This window comes from Vreelandella sp. 162(4c) (genome assembly GCF_058152265.1).
Genome location: NZ_CM176981.1, coordinates 505,314 through 521,070 on the forward strand (window position 1 = coordinate 505,314; position 15,757 = coordinate 521,070).

14 protein-coding genes are annotated in these 15,757 nt (G+C 55.6%); 3 read left to right on the top strand and 11 right to left on the bottom strand.

The features are described 5' to 3' along the window. Positions 1-40 precede the first annotated feature (40 nt). The gene (locus AC4EYZ_RS02320) at positions 41-1,990 is read left to right on the top strand and encodes a transglycosylase SLT domain-containing protein (protein WP_474191303.1); all 1,950 of its coding nucleotides are present in this window, start codon (positions 41-43) and stop codon (positions 1,988-1,990) included. 35 nt (positions 1,991-2,025) lie between these two features. Here the strand turns inward: AC4EYZ_RS02320 and AC4EYZ_RS02325 are convergent, their stop codons facing one another. Further along, on the bottom strand, positions 2,026-2,682 hold the full coding sequence (locus AC4EYZ_RS02325; protein WP_027959070.1) for a LysE family translocator: 657 nt from the start codon (positions 2,680-2,682) through the stop codon (positions 2,026-2,028). Positions 2,683-2,815: 133 nt separating this feature from the next. Here AC4EYZ_RS02325 and AC4EYZ_RS02330 point away from each other — a divergent pair, with 133 nt between their 5' ends. Further along, positions 2,816-3,019, top strand: coding sequence for a cold-shock protein (locus AC4EYZ_RS02330; protein ID WP_007114660.1), 204 nt, complete (start codon positions 2,816-2,818; stop codon positions 3,017-3,019). A 69-nt stretch (positions 3,020-3,088) separates the two neighbouring features. Here the strand turns inward: AC4EYZ_RS02330 and AC4EYZ_RS02335 are convergent, their stop codons facing one another. The 4 genes from AC4EYZ_RS02335 to AC4EYZ_RS02350 all read right to left on the bottom strand — a co-directional run bounded on the left by AC4EYZ_RS02335 (position 3,089) and on the right by AC4EYZ_RS02350 (position 8,222). Beyond that, the gene (locus AC4EYZ_RS02335; protein WP_051052089.1) at positions 3,089-3,979 is read right to left on the bottom strand and encodes a hypothetical protein; all 891 of its coding nucleotides are present in this window, start codon (positions 3,977-3,979) and stop codon (positions 3,089-3,091) included. A 44-nt stretch (positions 3,980-4,023) separates the two neighbouring features. Further along, positions 4,024-4,983 carry a lipid kinase YegS gene (gene yegS / locus AC4EYZ_RS02340; protein WP_022523958.1) on the bottom strand — a complete coding sequence of 320 codons (960 nt, stop codon included), beginning with the start codon at positions 4,981-4,983 and terminating at the stop codon, positions 4,024-4,026. Positions 4,984-5,038: 55 nt separating this feature from the next. Next, entirely contained in the window at positions 5,039-7,669 is a 2,631-nt protein-coding gene (pepN, locus tag AC4EYZ_RS02345; RefSeq protein ID WP_474191302.1) for an aminopeptidase N, read from the bottom strand. Positions 7,670-7,736: 67 nt separating this feature from the next. Next, the gene (locus tag AC4EYZ_RS02350; RefSeq protein WP_007114656.1) at positions 7,737-8,222 is read right to left on the bottom strand and encodes a YajQ family cyclic di-GMP-binding protein; all 486 of its coding nucleotides are present in this window, start codon (positions 8,220-8,222) and stop codon (positions 7,737-7,739) included. A 248-nt stretch (positions 8,223-8,470) separates the two neighbouring features. On the opposite strand from AC4EYZ_RS02350, the gene cobO reads away from it, so the two are divergent. Further along, positions 8,471-9,070 carry a cob(I)yrinic acid a,c-diamide adenosyltransferase gene (gene cobO / locus AC4EYZ_RS02355; RefSeq protein ID WP_427769383.1) on the top strand — a complete coding sequence of 200 codons (600 nt, stop codon included), beginning with the start codon at positions 8,471-8,473 and terminating at the stop codon, positions 9,068-9,070. A 79-nt stretch (positions 9,071-9,149) separates the two neighbouring features. On the opposite strand, the gene AC4EYZ_RS02360 is transcribed toward cobO, so the two are convergent. From AC4EYZ_RS02360 to hfq, 6 genes are all read right to left on the bottom strand, one after another. Further along, on the bottom strand, positions 9,150-10,445 hold the full coding sequence (locus tag AC4EYZ_RS02360) for an adenylosuccinate synthase (protein ID WP_022523961.1): 1,296 nt from the start codon (positions 10,443-10,445) through the stop codon (positions 9,150-9,152). Next, on the bottom strand, positions 10,445-11,641 hold the full coding sequence (locus AC4EYZ_RS02365) for an ATP phosphoribosyltransferase regulatory subunit (RefSeq protein ID WP_022523962.1): 1,197 nt from the start codon (positions 11,639-11,641) through the stop codon (positions 10,445-10,447). Before AC4EYZ_RS02365 ends, AC4EYZ_RS02360 begins: the two co-directional genes overlap by 1 nt. Before the next feature lie 143 nt (positions 11,642-11,784). Continuing rightward, on the bottom strand, positions 11,785-12,681 hold the full coding sequence (gene hflC, locus AC4EYZ_RS02370; RefSeq protein WP_009287760.1) for a protease modulator HflC: 897 nt from the start codon (positions 12,679-12,681) through the stop codon (positions 11,785-11,787). Further along, a complete protein-coding gene (gene hflK / locus AC4EYZ_RS02375; RefSeq protein ID WP_027959067.1) occupies positions 12,682-13,953 on the bottom strand; it encodes an FtsH protease activity modulator HflK in 1,272 nt (423 codons plus the stop codon). It lies immediately after the preceding gene. Positions 13,954-14,102: 149 nt separating this feature from the next. Continuing rightward, positions 14,103-15,413: a ribosome rescue GTPase HflX gene (gene hflX, locus AC4EYZ_RS02380; RefSeq protein WP_009287759.1), complete on the bottom strand. Its 1,311-nt coding sequence runs from the start codon at positions 15,411-15,413 to the stop codon at positions 14,103-14,105. Positions 15,414-15,450: 37 nt separating this feature from the next. Further along, complete coding sequence (gene hfq, locus AC4EYZ_RS02385; RefSeq protein WP_007114649.1) at positions 15,451-15,699, bottom strand: RNA chaperone Hfq; 249 nt, start codon at positions 15,697-15,699, stop codon at positions 15,451-15,453. Positions 15,700-15,757 lie beyond the last annotated feature (58 nt).

Sequence of the window (15,757 nt, forward strand, 5' to 3'; positions counted from 1 at the left end):
GCCCCGATTAAGTGACACCGATTTACAGAGAGAGAGCACCATGTTGGTTTCGCCATTTCGCCATACCGCCCGCGTGCTGTGTACAGCACTACTGGCGGGATTACCTGCACTTTCGTGGGCCGCATCCGATAGTGAGTTACGCGATGCCCTCGCTGCTGCCCGCGAGCAGCAGTGGGCACGGGTCGATGAGCACTCAATTGAAGACCACCCGCTGCGTGGCTATGTGGAGTACCACCGCTTAAGGGGGCAATTGCCTAACGTGGCTCCTGAAAGGGTGCATCAATTTATCGACCAGCACGCAGACTCTCCTCTAGCAGGGTGGCTGCGAGGTCAAGCGATCGCAAAGTATGGCCATGCGGGCCGCTATAGCGACCTGCTGGCAGTGGCCGATGGCGAGCCTGCGGGCACGGTTCGCCAGTGCTACTACTACACGGCGCTGCTGGATGAGCAGCCTCAGCAGGCGAGCAAAGCGGGGTCGGCTTTATGGCGCGTAGGCAGCTCGCAGCCCAATGCTTGCGACCCGCTATTTGCACGCCTGCGGGCCAATGGCACTATTGATGCCACAGCTATTTGGGAGCGTAAAATGCTCGCCTGGCAAGCGGGAGAAACGCGCCTATCGAGCTATCTTGGTGGGCTATTAAGCGGTCAGTGGCAAACCGCTCTAGAGACGGTGGATAGTGTCACAGCACGCAGCAGCGCCATTACCCAGGCGCCCAGCTGCCTAGGCCCCGAGTGTGCCGCCACGGCAAGCTTCTACCGGGCCGCCATGCAGCGCTACACCCGTGAAGATACGCCTGCAGCCTTTGCCGCTTGGCAGACGCTCTCGTCGCGTTTAAACCTGCTGCCCAGTGACCGTCAAGCTATTGAAGAAGAACTGGCTTTTTACGCCCTGGTGCGCAATGTACCGGGCACGCTAAGCTGGGTTGACAGCGTGCTACCGGGCCTGGAAAGCGAGCGCGTATTAGAGCTGCGTGTCCGCAATGCGCTGGCTAGCCGGGATTGGAACGGAGTGCTCTACTGGATTGCCGAAATGCCCGCTATCCAGCAGGAGAATAGCCGTTGGCAGTATTGGCTGGGCCGCGCCAATGAGCAGCTTGGCAACCAGGCGGCCGCCGAAGCACGCTACCAACAGGCTGCGCAGGATCGCAGTTTTTACGGCTTTGCAGCAGCAGAAAAGCTCGGCCAACCCTATCAACTGAATCTTGAACGCAATCATTTTGACGAAGCGTCGCGTCAACGTATTGCCCAACTACCCGCCGTTCAGCGCACCGAGGCCTTGCTACGCATTGGTGAGGATGGTCTCGCCAACAGTGAGTGGCTGCACGCGGTGCAGAGCGGTTCGCCGCAACAGGCACGAGCGCTAGCCGACTATGCCGCTCAACAGCAGTGGCATGCGCGCCTGGTGCAAACCACCATTGCCGCTGAAATGTGGGACGCCTTGGATTGGCGCTTCCCCCAGGCCTACCACGACAGCTTTCAACATTGGGGCCGTCTCACCGGCGTGGATCCATACCTATTGATGGCCATTACCCGGCGTGAAAGCGCTTACAACCCTAACGCCCTTTCACCCGCAGGGGCGCGTGGATTAATGCAGCTAATGCCCGGTACCGCCAGCCAAGTCAGTCGCGAATTGGGCATTAGCGATCCTGGCCCCTACGGCGTTCTCGACCCAGAGCTTAATATTCGCCTGGGCAGCACCTACCTGCGCGACAAGCTGCAACGCTACCAGGGCAATCGACTGGCCGCCGCAGCGGCTTATAATGCGGGCCCTGGCCGCGTCGATCAGTGGCTGGGCGATGGCGTAGAGGCCTTTGATCTCTTTGTAGAGAGCATCCCCTTCCGCGAAACCCGCGACTACGTGCAGGCGGTGCTTAGCTATCGGGTGATTTTTGAAAGCCTCGCTAACGGTGGCAGTAGCGAAGGCGTTTCACTGCTTAGCGATAACGAGCAGCAGGTACGCTACGACCGAGCCCTGCTCGCCCGCCGCTAAGCCCTTCTCTACCTACCACATTACCAGCGTCCGGTTTATACCGGGCGCTGTGTTAATGCCAGCCGAATACCAAACACCACCAATACACTGCCCGTAGCGGCATTAAGCGCTTGCGCAAAACGTGCGTTAGCCAACCATTTGCCGGCACTTCCCACCATCATGACCACGCTGATTTGCCAAATATTGGCGATGATAAAGTGCACTCCCGCCAGCCATAGCGACTTCAGTAGCGCAGGATCGCCAGGAGCGATGAACTGAGGCAAAAAGGCCATGTAGAACACCACGGTTTTGGGGTTCAACACATTGGACAAAAAACCCTCTTTAACCGGCTGCCAGCGCGAAACGGCAGGCACACCTTCTAGCACACCATTAACCGGCAGTGGCTGGCCTTTCCGCGCTGCTAACAAGCTGGTAATACCCAGCCAAATTAGGTAGCCCGCCCCCACCAGCTTCAGCATATGAAACGCCCAGGCCGACTGGAGCAGGATCAACGAAATGCCCAATGCAGAAATCGTTGCATGCACAAACAGGCCGCAGCAGATAGCTAAACTCGTGGTGACCCCATCGTGGATGCCTCCGCGGGCCGTATTGCGTATCACCAGCAACGTATCGACACCGGGGCTTATCGTCAGCAACGTGATCGCTACCAAAAAGGAAATAAACTGCGCATCAATAAAACCTAACTGCATCATTTGTGCTTGCTCGCAACCAAATAAAAAATCTTAGGAATGTCGCTGGACGACAGCCGTGTTTACATCTAGAGTAATTGTAGCGGGTGGACAATAGAGTTGCCCGTGATTACTAAGCACGTTAAGGAAATAGAAAATGGCAACTGGCACTGTTAAGTGGTTCAACGACACTAAAGGCTTCGGCTTCATCTCTCCTGATGACGGCGGAGACGATCTGTTCGCCCACTTCTCCGAAATTCAAGCTGAAGGCTTCAAGACCCTGCAAGACGGTCAAAAAGTCAGCTTTGAAGTGACTCAGGGTAAAAAAGGCCTTCAGGCTTCCAACATCCGCCCAGCTTAATTGCTAACGGATGGACAAAGGCCCGCAAACGCGGGCCTTTTTTATTGCCTGACTATTGGCTAAAGAGAATCACTCAAGCGATCCTCTCTCACTCCGCGACTCTCCATTAGCACCGGTTTCCTGGCTATCTTCAGCGCTATCGACATCACGATTATCAGAATCACCGCTATCGGAGTCATTGCTGTCAAAGTCATTGCTATCAAGCTCGCCTGACGGCTCGACCACAGCACCACTCTCCGCCTCACGATTCTCCAACTCTTGGAATTGTTCCTCAAGCCGCTGCTGCGCTTCTTCAAAGCGACGTTCGGTGTCTTCAATCAAGGCGTCAACATCGGTTACATCACTGTCATCCTGCAAGGGTGTGCGCTCGGGCAGACTGCTTTCGGTGTCCCAGCTAGGCGGTACATCCTCGTTCTCCATCGGCTCCAAGGTTGGCGCCTGCTGCTCTACCTCCTGAAACTGCTCCTCCAAACGCTGCTCGGCCTCTTCAAAACGGCGTTCAGTTTCGGCAATGATGTCATCTACATCGGAACGTGTAGCTTCACCCGGCATAGCGCTCTCTTCATCGAGCACCTCTTCAGGATCCGCCGCCAAGGTGTCTTCACCAGCCTCAACCTCTTCACCGCCAGCCGTCGCACTGCCACTGGACTGAGTGCCGCTGGATTGGGGATCACTAGCCTGAGTGTCGCTATCCTCGCGCAGCGCTTCCGCTCGCTCAAGCTCCTCAGCAGCTTGGCGCTCCTCAATATCATCCTCTACTTCTTCAGGACTGGACATCTCAGTCGCGTTTTCAGCCGTGACCGACGCTTCTTCGCCCGCCCCCTCATCACGAGCCGTTTCTTCATCCGTCACCGCAGCATTATCATCGGGTGTCACGGTGGGATCTTCCTGGGAGTCACCGCAGGCACTCAGCAAAAGAGCCACGGCGGCGAGCGCGGGTATCCACACGCGATTTGCCATTTAATTCTTCTCCTTTATAACGTTAACAATGTGAGCCAAAAGAACTAAGGCCGGCTGGTCGAGGAGAGCAACGGGCACTCCTCAGGCAGTAACACACGCAGAGCAAGGGGCACTACTTCCGCGCAGAACTGGTCATAGTAGCGCGCTTCGCCGTCTAACGTGAGTGGCCAGGGCGAACCATTTGCCTGGGTGGTCACGGTTAGTTGGGTCGTGGTGAAGTAGCGCACGAATCGCCCGTCATAGGGGAAACTCTGCAGCTCGCTAATGAGCTTGGTCAGTTCCGTTATCGACCGGAAGTCTTTGACCAGCAGCACGTCCAGACGGCCATCATCCAGCTTGGCACGCGGCCCCAGTACCTGTCCCCCGCCCGACTGGCGGCCATTACCTAGCGCCAGTAGCAACAAAGACGCACTCTCCTCTTTTTCGTCCCAATGGAGCGTGCCGCGATAGCTGCGGTGGCGCCAAGCCTTCAGCGCGCCCATCACTGAGTAAGCCCCGCCCCCGAGCAGCCGCTTAAGCGTTTTCGGTGTCGACGAGGTAACTTCAGCGCCAAACCCACCGGTGGTCATGTTGATATAGTAGCTGGTGGACGATTCGCCACCTGCACCTGCGGTCACGCGCACAACATCAATGGGATAGGCGCTTAACTCCCGTGCAGCGGCCAAAGCGGCGCCTGGCTCCAGCGGTAAACCAACGGAGGTAGCAAAATCATTGGCACTGCCTAGGGGCACAATGCCCAACGCAGGACGCCGGTCATGAGGCAAGCGCATCAGCCCGTTCATGACTTCACTGACGGTGCCATCGCCACCACAGGCAATCACGTGGGTAATGCCCATGGCGCCAGACTGCTCTGCAATATCCGCAGCGTCGCCCCCTTCCCAGGTAGCGCGAACCGTAATCAGCATCCCTGCCTGACGTTGTTCATTGACTGCTTCACGCAATGCCGGGTTACCGGCGGATTTACCATTGATAATCAGTAAATAGTGTTGCTGTGAGTCTGTCACTATTGTTATTCCTTTCCATGGTTTAACTGCGGTTGTTCACTACTGCGCTAAACGCTTATGCCAGTGCTTTCTCGACCACCTCGTATACATTTGAAGATAGCGGCTGTTGTTTGATCCGCTCAAGCTCAGACCGCATTAGTGCTTGGCGGGTTTCATCAAAGCGCTGCCAGCGGGTTAACGGGGTGATTAGCCGCGCGGCAATTTCCGGGTTAAGCCGGTTGAGCTCGATGACCACATCAGCCAGCAGTTGGTAGCCTTGACCATCCAAACGGTGGAAATTGACCCGGTTCTGAGCAAAGGCGCCGACCAATGCACGGACTCGATTGGGATTCTTGAGTGAAAAGGCGGGATGCTGCATCAGGTACTTCACCCGCTCAAGCACATCTGGCTGAGGGCGCGATACCTGGACGGTGAACCACTGATCCATCACCAACGGGTCATGCGCCCACTTCTCACCGAAGGCTTTGAGTGCTGGCGAAGCCAGGTCGTCGCGGTCGCTGTGCACCAGCAGGGTGAGCGCCTGACGCACATCGGTCATATTGTGGTCAGCAGCGAATTGGCTTTCACACAGTGCCAAGCCCTGCTCATCTTCAATCGACATAAGATAAGAGAGCGCCACGTTTTTCAGGCTACGCTGAGCTATTTGCTCCGGTGTCGGCGCGTACGCTTCTTCCGTCACATTGGCTTCATAGATAGCCAGAAACTCATCCCGCAGAGCCACGGCTAATGACTGACGAACAAATTCCCGCGCGGCATGGATAGCATCTACATCCACAATGGGCTGCTGCTCGGCGATATATGCTTCAGAGGGTAGCGTCAGCATCTCTGCCAATACCGCCTTATCGCTCATTGGCCCGCCCAGCAGCGCTCTAAAGGCATCGACAACGCGGCTATCCATGACCTTTTCGACGCCATTCCTATGGGCAGCAATCAAGTCATCCAAGGCCAAAAGCGCTAGGCGTTGACCCGCATCCCAGCGGTTGAAACCATCGCTGTCATGGGTCAATAAGAAGGCGAGATCTTCCCTTGAATAGGGATAATGCAGCTTCACCGGGGCGGAAAATTCGCGTAGCAAAGAGGGCACCGGCGCTTCGGCAACATCGGTGAATACAAACGTTTGCTCATCGTCACGTAGATGAATAACCGCGTCTTTGCCGAGCTTTTCGCCATTGAGCGTCAGGATGAGATCCTGCCCCGACTTGGTACCTACCAGCCCCATACGCACCGGGATATGCAACGGCAGCTTATCTGGCTGGCCGGGTGTTGCAGGCGTACGCTGACGCAGCGTCAAGTGGTACTCGCCCTGAACATAATCATACTCACCGTGGGCATCAATATCCGGCGTTCCCGCCTGGGAGTACCAGCGCATAAACTGGCTGAAGTCTTCACCGGAGGCTTCAGCCATACAGCCGACAAAGTCTTCAATGGTCACCGCTTGACCGTCGAACCGCTCGAAGTAAAGGTCTGAACCGCGACGAAAGCTCTCCTCCCCTACTAAATTACGCAACATGCGTACGACTTCGGCCCCTTTCTCATAAATCGTCAGGGTGTAGAAGTTGGTAATTTCGATAAAGTGGTCGGGACGAATCGGATGCGCCGTGGGGCCAGCATCTTCGGCAAACTGGGCCGTGCGGAAAAAGGAGACATCCTGAATGCGCTTAACCGGCGCTGAATTGGTATCCGCCGAAAAGCACTGGTCACGAAAGACCGTAAAGCCCTCTTTCAGCGAGAGCTGGAACCAGTCGCGGCAGGTGACGCGATTACCCGACCAGTTGTGAAAGTATTCGTGGGCGACTATGCCTTCCACGTTTTGGAACGCTGCATCGGTGGCGGTCTGGGGGTGGGTCAAGACCGCGGCGGAGTTAAAGATATTGAGGCCTTTGTTCTCCATCGCTCCCATATTGAAATCATTGACGGCCACGATCATAAACAGATCCAGGTCGTACTCGCGCCCATACGCCTGCTCGTCCCACTCCATGGCACGCTTTAACGAGGCCATGGCATGCTCGGTCTTATCCAGGTTCTCTTTTTCTACCCAAATCTGCAGCGTGACATCCCTTCCGCTCATGGTGGTGAAGTGATCTTCTACGCTATGCAGGTTGCCTGCCACCAAAGCAAACAGGTAACAGGGCTTGGGGTGCGGGTCTTCCCAAGTAACAAAGTGGCGACCGCCCTTCAGCTCGCCGCGCTCAATCGGGTTACCGTTAGCCAGCAAAATCGGCTCTTGCTGCTGATCGCCGATCACAGTGACCTTAAAGGTCGCCATGACGTCTGGGCGGTCAGGGTAAAAGGTAATCCGCCGGAAGCCTTCGGCCTCGCACTGGGTGCAGTACATACCGTTGGATTGGTACAGCCCCTCTAACGCCGTATTCTCCTGCGGGGCGATCTCCACCTCGCTCTCCAACACAAAACGCTCGGGCACCTGAGCAATGCGCAGGACTTCATCATCTAGTTCATAAGCAGCGACATCCAGCGGCGTTGCATCAATCGCCAGGGAGATAAGCTTTAGGTGCTCGCCATTTAAGACGAGCGGTGCCTTAGCGTCAGCTTCTGGATGTCGCTCAATCAACAGTCGCGCTTTCACACGGGTCGCGGCGGGGTCAAGATCAAACGTCAGCTCGGTATGAGTTACCCGGTAGGCGGGTGGCTGGTAGTCGCTTAAATAAACCGGCTGCGGATCAGACATAGTGCGTGACTCCTGTATAAAACGAATATTACATAGTTCAAAATGTTCGACAGCTTAACACCGCTACCTAGTCGCGGAAGTTATCGAATTGGAGCGGTAAATCCGGCCCCTCTTCGCCGCGCAGCAATGCCATAACAGCTTGTAAATCGTCGCGCTTTTTACCCGTTACACGCACTTTCTCACCTTGAATTTGCGCCTGCACTTTGAGCTTGCTGGCCTTGATGCGCTTGACCACATCTTTGGCTTCCGCCGCGTCGAGCCCCTCCTTAAGAGCGACTTCCTGGCGTGCTTTCACGCCGGAGAGCACCGGGTCTTGAACATCCATACAGCGGGCATCGATACCCCGGGCGATTAAACGGGCTCGCAGCACATCGAGCATCTGCTTGAGCTGGAAATCGACTTCCGCCTCTAGCTGCACTTTGTCACCTTCAAGGGTGAAGCTGGCATCGACCCCCTTAAAATCGAACCGTGACTGCACTTCCCGGTTAGCTTGGTCTACGGCGTTAGCGCCTTCGTGTTTATCGAACTCTGAAACAATATCAAATGAGGGCATGATGTAATTCCTGAAAAGACATGACCACCTATTCTAGAGCAGCCAGCCCCCTAGGGGCCAATCCTGTTCTTTTTTGTTGGATTTTAGGGTGCATTATTGAGACAAATATTCACAAAACACCGAAAATACCTGTACAAAAATTATCTTCAAGTACCTCCATAAAGATGTTCAACCCTGTGCTGATAGCTTAGGCTAGCGGATTATGAATATTGGCTATTTTTCAGCTTTCCATTTTATCAGGAGATACCATGAGTGACCGCGACACCCGCCACAAAGCCTCTATGGAGAAGCTTAAAGCGCGCGTAGAGGAGAAAGTCGCCAGTGCTAACGAGCAGCGCGGCCTAATCATCGTTAACACCGGTAACGGTAAAGGCAAAACAACCGCTGCCTGGGGCACGGTCACCCGCGCTTTGGGTTATGGCTATAAAGTGGGCGTAGTGCAGTTTATCAAGGGGTTGTGGGAGTGCGGCGAACGCAATCGATTGGAGGAGGATGCCAATCTAGAGGTGGCGATAATGGCTACCGGTTTCACCTGGGATACGCAAAATCGCCAAGCGGACACCGACGCCTGCCAAGCAGTGTGGAAAGAGGCTGAGCGTATGCTCGCAGACCCAGAGACCTATCTGGTGGTGCTCGACGAAATCACCTATATGCTCAAGTTTGGCTACCTGGAGATCGAAGCCGTTAAACAAGCACTGGAGAATCGTCCTAAAGAACAGACAGTGATTATTACCGGCCGCAACGCTCACCGCGAACTCGTCGCCATGGCCGATACAGTGACCGAGATGCAGGAAGTGCGTCATGCCTTCAACAATGGCCTGCAGGCGCGCCGGGGTATCGACTTTTAATCCTGACCATCAATGCAAAAGGGGCAACTAAGTTGCCCCTTTTGCTCATCTGCTCACTAATGGCCCGCTTAAAGCGTGCTTAGCTATCGAACGGGTTACGTAGCACGATGGTTTCCATGCGGTCTGGACCGGTGGAAATAATATCGATACTGGTGCCTACCTGCTCTTCAAGGTAGCTGATATAAGCGCGGGCATTGGCAGGTAAATCCTCTACCTTTTTAGCCCCTAGAGTCGACTCTTTCCAGCCTGGCAGGTCTTCGTAGAGGGGTTCAACAGCTTCATAGCCTTCTGAATCCACTGGCGTTTCCAGCACGTCACCATCTTTACTGCGATAGCCAACGCACACGCGGATATTTTCCAGCCCGTCCAGTACGTCCAGCTTGGTCAGGCAGATACCGGTGACCGAGTTGATTTGCACCGCGTGACGCAGTGCCACAGCGTCAAACCAGCCACAGCGGCGGGCACGGCCAGTGGTAGCACCAAACTCGTGGCCACGCTCGGCAAGGTGGCGACCATCGACATCGAACAGCTCAGTGGGGAACGGGCCTGAACCAACACGGGTGGTATACGCCTTGGTGATACCCAGCACGTAGTCCAAATAGAGCGGGCCGACGCCAGAGCCGGTGGCTGTGCCGCCTGCGGTGGTGTTAGAGCTGGTTACATAGGGGTAGGTACCGTGATCGATATCCAACAGCGAGCCCTGAGCCCCTTCAAACAGGATATTCTCACCGGCTTTTCGCAGGTCGTGCACCATACTGACGGTATCGCACACCATGGGACGCAGCTCTTCGGCCATCTGCATCGCCGTGTCCAGCACTTCCTGGAAGTCGACCGCCGGTTCACCGTGGTAATTCACCAACACGAAGTTGTGGTAGTCGAGCACTTCGCCCAACTTGGAAGCGAAACGTTCGCGATGCAGCATATCTCCTAAGCGCAGGCCACGACGGGCGACTTTGTCTTCGTAGGCAGGACCAATGCCCCGGCCAGTGGTGCCAATTTTGGCAATGCCACGGGCTTTTTCACGAGCCTGATCCAGGCGCACATGGTAAGGCAAGATCAGAGGACAAGCTGGTGACAGACGCAGGCGTTCGCGTACTGGCACACCTTTGGCTTCCAGCTCACGGATCTCTTTGATCAGCGCTTCCGGCGAAAGCACCACACCATTACCAATCACGCAGGTTTTGCCTGGGCGCAAAACGCCGGATGGAATCAGGTGGAGAACGGTCTTTTCACCGTCGATGACCAGCGTATGACCCGCGTTATGGCCACCTTGAAAACGCACCACGGCGGATGCGGACTCAGTCAGCAGGTCAACGATTTTACCCTTGCCTTCGTCACCCCATTGGGTGCCCAGCACTACGACATTCTTACCCATTATGATGCACTCGTCTCTTGTGTCAGGGCCGTTGGCTGCCAACGACCATCGATAAGCTCAAGACGGCGGTCACACTCATGCTCCGCCGGCCCAGTACGCTGCCCTGGCAGCGCTTGAATCACGCGTTCCCCCTGCTCACGCAGCGCGACAATGGCAGCGTTGAGCGACTCATCCTGCACAGCGGGCGACCAAATAGCCCCGCGACTCGGGGATGCCAGCGCCAGCGACGCCAGCTGTTTCAGATCCATCGAGAAGCCGGTGGCCGGGCGCGCACGACCAAAAGCCCGCCCGGTATCGTCATAACGTCCGCCTTTAGCCAACGCATGTCCGTAGCCCGGCACATAAGCGGCAAACATCATACCCGTGTGGTATTGATAGCCGCGCAGTTCCGCCAAGTCAAAGTAGAGCGACACATCAAAGCGTGCCAGCACCCCTTGATAGAGCGCATCCAACTGATCCAGTGCCGCCGTGACCGAGGCCGGCGCACCGGCAAAACGCTCCCGCGCCTGGCGTAAAACATCCGCACCGCCGTGCAGATCACCCAGAGCTAACAGCATGTCCGCTAAGGCCGGGTCGCTGACGCTGGCATCTACATGCTGCGCCAGTTGACTGGGTGATTTTAGCGCTAACGCCTCAAATAACGCACGCTCCTGCTCGTCACTGAGCGCTGCCGCTTCTGCAAGGCTTCGATAGATGCCGATATGCCCTAACGCCAAGTGAATCTCCTCAGCGCCCGCGGCCTTCATACTGGCCAGCGCCAAGTGAATTATCTCACTGTCCGCTTCTAGCCCGGCATGACCAAACAGCTCAGCACCCACCTGCACCGGGCTACGCCCTCCCTGATGCTGGTCTGCCTTAGCACGCAGTACATTAGTGCAGTAGCAAAGGCGCACCGGCCCCTGACGCTTTAGCGAATGGGCATCCATACGCGCAACCTGCGGCGTAACGTCCGCCGAGGCGCCCATCATACGGCCGGTCAACTGATCAGTCAGTTTGAAGGTCTGAAGATCCAGATCCGTACCGGTGCCGGTTAACAGCGAATCCAGAAACTCCACTGGAGGCGGCATAACTTGGTCGTAGCCCCAGCAGTGGTAAAGATCGAGCAGCGCGCGGCGCAGCTCTTCCATACGGCTTGCCTGAGGCGGGAGCACCTCATCCATGCCGTCGGGCAGTAGCCAGCGGTCAGCGATGGTCATGACGATTGCCTTGAACTTGAAGAAATAGGAGCCACAAAAAAACCGGGCGACGCCCGGTCAACAAATTCTATCACGTTTATTGGCCGGGTGAACCCCGCTTGGCTATCAACAAACCAAGACGAGGAGCACCGGCCAACGGCGGTTTACTCGCCGCTGTCTTCACCGCTTTCTGGTTCAGCGCTGCGCAAATAGCGGAAGAAGTCGCTACTCGGCTCCAGCACCATCAGATTGCCATCGTCGGCAAAGCTTTCGCTATAGGCATTAAGGCTACGCCAGAAAGAGTAGAACTCCTGATCCTGACCATACGCTTCAGAGAAAATCGCAGCGGCTTGGGCATCACCTTCACCGCGCAGCGTCTCGGAGCGCTCATTGGCCTGGGCAAGCAGTACTTGGCGACGACGATCCGCATTGGCGCGAATACGCTCAGCCTCTTCCTGACCCTGAGCACGCCATTCACGAGCTTCACGCTCACGCTCGGAGCGCATCCGCTCAAAAACAGCGGCTGATACGTCTTCGGGCAAATCGATGCGCTTGATACGAATATCGCGAATTGCCACCCCGAGCTCTTCACGCATCAGCTCGTCGAGTTCTGCGGTGGGGCCCGTCATCAGGTCATCACGACGCTCGGCGATAATTTCCTGAAGATTCAAGCGACCAAATTCATTACGCAGGCTCTCATCCACCCGCGGCTGAATCAGGCGAATGGCCATCAACTCATCGCCGGCAGTCGCCTCGTAGTAGCGAGTAGGATTAACCACCTGCCACTTAACATAGGAGTCAACGATAACCGCTTTCTGCTCAAGGGTCAGATAGCGGCTGGTATCGGTGTCCAGCGTCAACAAGCGCGTATCAAACTTACGAATCGTTTGCGCGATCGGCACTTTGGCATGCAAGCCAGGCTGAATATTCTCTTCAATGACTTCACCAAAGCGCAGTTTAACGGCACGCTCGGTTTCGTCTACCACGTACAGAGTGTTGCTTGCCAGCCACGCCACGGCAGCCAGACCACCAACAATCAGCAGGGATCGATTATTAATCATTTACCGGCCCTCCCTGCGGATGGAGCTACTATTGGTATTCGATGAAGAGCTGGAACTGCCCTGGGTGTTGCGTAACCGCTCAAGCACACTCGGGTCTAGCTGTTCATCGCTATTGGCGCTTCCGCTCGAAGAGTTATTTCGATTACTGCTCCCACCGCTAAGCTGATCGAGGGGCAGATACATCAGCGGCGCGTTTTCGCTTACATCCAACAGCACCTTCGGCGAATTACTAAACACTTCTTCCATTGTGTCCAGGTACATACGTTCACGCATGATATCCGGGGCATTTGTGTACTCGGAGAGTAGCGAGTTAAAGCGGTTGGCTTGACCCTGCGCTTCAGCGACTACTGACTCACGGTAACCCTGCCCCTGCTCAACAATACGCTGCGCCTGACCTTGCGCTTCCGGAATAATCGCGTTGGCGTAAGCAATACCCTGGTTGATCGTACGCTGACGATCTTCACGGGCCCGGATAACGTCATCGAAGGCGTCAATCACTGGCGCGGGCGCCGAAGTGGACTCGATGTTAATGGTTTGCAGGCGAATACCGGCACCGTAGTTGTCGAGATAGGACTGTAGACGACTAGCAACCGAGCTACCCAGAATCTCACGGCCAGAGGTTAAGATATCGATCATATCGGTACCGCCGACGACGTGACGTAGTGCCGAATCCAGCGCATTCTCAATCGAGATAGCAGGATCGCGTACGTTAAGCACAAAATCGCGTGGATTAGCTACTTGGTACTGAGCAGAAATTTCCACTTCGACAATGTTTTCGTCGCGGGTCAGCATCGACTGGGTCTGCGACAGAGAGCGCACACGGGTCACATTGACCATACGTACATCGTCAATCAGCGGCGGATTCCACTGCAGGCCTGGATCTACGATGCCCTGAAACTCACCAAACCGCAGCACAACGCCGCGCTCGGATTGATCCACGAGGTAGAAGCCCATTGCAGCCCAAATAGCCAGCGCAACAATAATCAGCAGGCCTGGCAGCGCGAAAGGGTTGCGGTTCTTATCACTACCGCCACCACCGGTTTTCTTGCCGCCGCCTTTTTTGCCGCCACCCAACATGCTGTTGAGCTTGTCCTGAAACTTTTTCAGCGCTTCATCCAGGTCAGGTGGACCTTGGTTGTTGCCCCCTTTATTGCCATTGTTGCCGCCGCCATTATTACTGCCACGGTTTCCATCGCCGTCGTTTCCACCGCGTCGGCCGCCACTACTCCAAGGGTCGTGCTGGTTGCCACCACCAGGCTCATTCCAGGCCATACTTCGTCTCCACTAAGGTATTCGCTAACGCTAATGGCATCACACTTAGGCGGCACCACCGCGTTTTGATATTATTGCTCTATAAACCTTGTACCATTTTTATACAAAACTGCATACATGCAGCGTACTAGGATGGGTAATTAAGTCGCTTACCACTCATTGGTTTCACGCAGCGCTTCAGGTAAATAGGTGTTGGCTCGCTCGCCCAGTTGGGCCATCAACTGATTAAAGTCACGCCGCGGCAAACGCACATCAAGCACTGAATGCCCCTGCTCATCAAAGGCTTCCTCGCGAACGGCATTGAGCTCGTGCAACCCTGCCCGCAGCTTACCCTGCTCGGGAGTCAGTGTCAGCGAAAAGCCAATGACATCATTTGCCAAGCGCTCGGTCAGCGCCTCATGGAGCAGCTCAAGCCCCTGGCCCTGCTGGGCCGAAAGCCAAACCACTTCGGGCACACCATGCCCATCACGCTCTATACGTGGGGCACTATCGAGCTTATCAATTTTATTCATGACTTTGAGTACCGGCACATCATCGGCGCCGATCTCTTTGAGCACTAGCTCCACCTGCTCCACGTTTAACTCGCGGTCAGGATCTGCGGCATCGATCACGTGTACCAACAACGACGCTTCAGAGGCTTCCTGGAGCGTCGCTTGAAACGCCTCAACCAACTTGTGCGGCAAGTGGCGAATAAAGCCCACGGTATCGGCCATCACTACCGGACCAACGTCTTCAATCTCAAGCCGCCGCAAAGTAGGGTCAAGTGTCGCAAACAGCTGGTCGGCTGCATACACCTCAGAATTGGTTAAGGCGTTAAATAGCGTTGACTTACCGGCGTTGGTGTACCCCACCAGCGATACGCTATGAATTTCCGCGCGCGCACGCGCTCGGCGATTCTGGTCGCGCTGGCTGCGCACTTTATCGAGCCGTTTGTGAATCGATTTGATCCGACCACGCAACAGACGACGGTCAGTTTCTAACTGCGTCTCGCCTGGGCCGCGCAGGCCAATCCCACCTTTTTGCCGCTCTAGGTGTGTCCAACCACGCACGAGGCGAGTCGACATATATTCAAGCTGAGCAAGCTCTACCTGCAGCTTACCTTCATGGGTTCTTGCCCGTTGCGCAAAGATATCGAGGATCAAACCAGTACGGTCGAGCACTCGGCACTTGAGCTCTTGCTCTACATTGCGCTCTTGAGAGGGACTTAAGCTATGGTTGAAGATCACCAACTCTGCCTCATGAGCCGCGAGCAGTGCCCGCAGCTCTTCCAACTTACCTGACCCAATAAAGGTGCGCGAGTCAGGTCGGTGGCGGCTAGCAGTGAGAAGAGTCGCAGGCTCTGCACCAGCAGAGCGTACGAGCTCTAAAAACTCACCCGGGTCTTCACGTTTTTGTTCATCATGAAAATCGACGTGAACAAGAACTGCCGTTTCACCGGCGTCTGGGCGTTCGAAAAACAATCAATACCTCGTGGACTCTCTTGCTTCTCCAGCGGTGTTAAATCTCCGCATCCTGCTCTGCCGGGTCTTGCGCAGGCAAGCGTACGTTGCGAGATGGAACAACCGTGGAAATAGCGTGTTTATAAACCATCTGACTAACGGTATTGCGCAGCAGGATAACAAACTGGTCAAACGATTCGATCTGGCCCTGCAGCTTAATGCCGTTGACCAAAAAGATAGAGACCGGAATGCGCTCCTTGCGCAGAATGTTCAAGTACGGGTCTTGAAGGGACTGCCCTTTGGACATGTTGCTCTCCCTAAAACTGTCGTTGGGGTTAATTATCAAATGGCGTGCCCTACTGGTG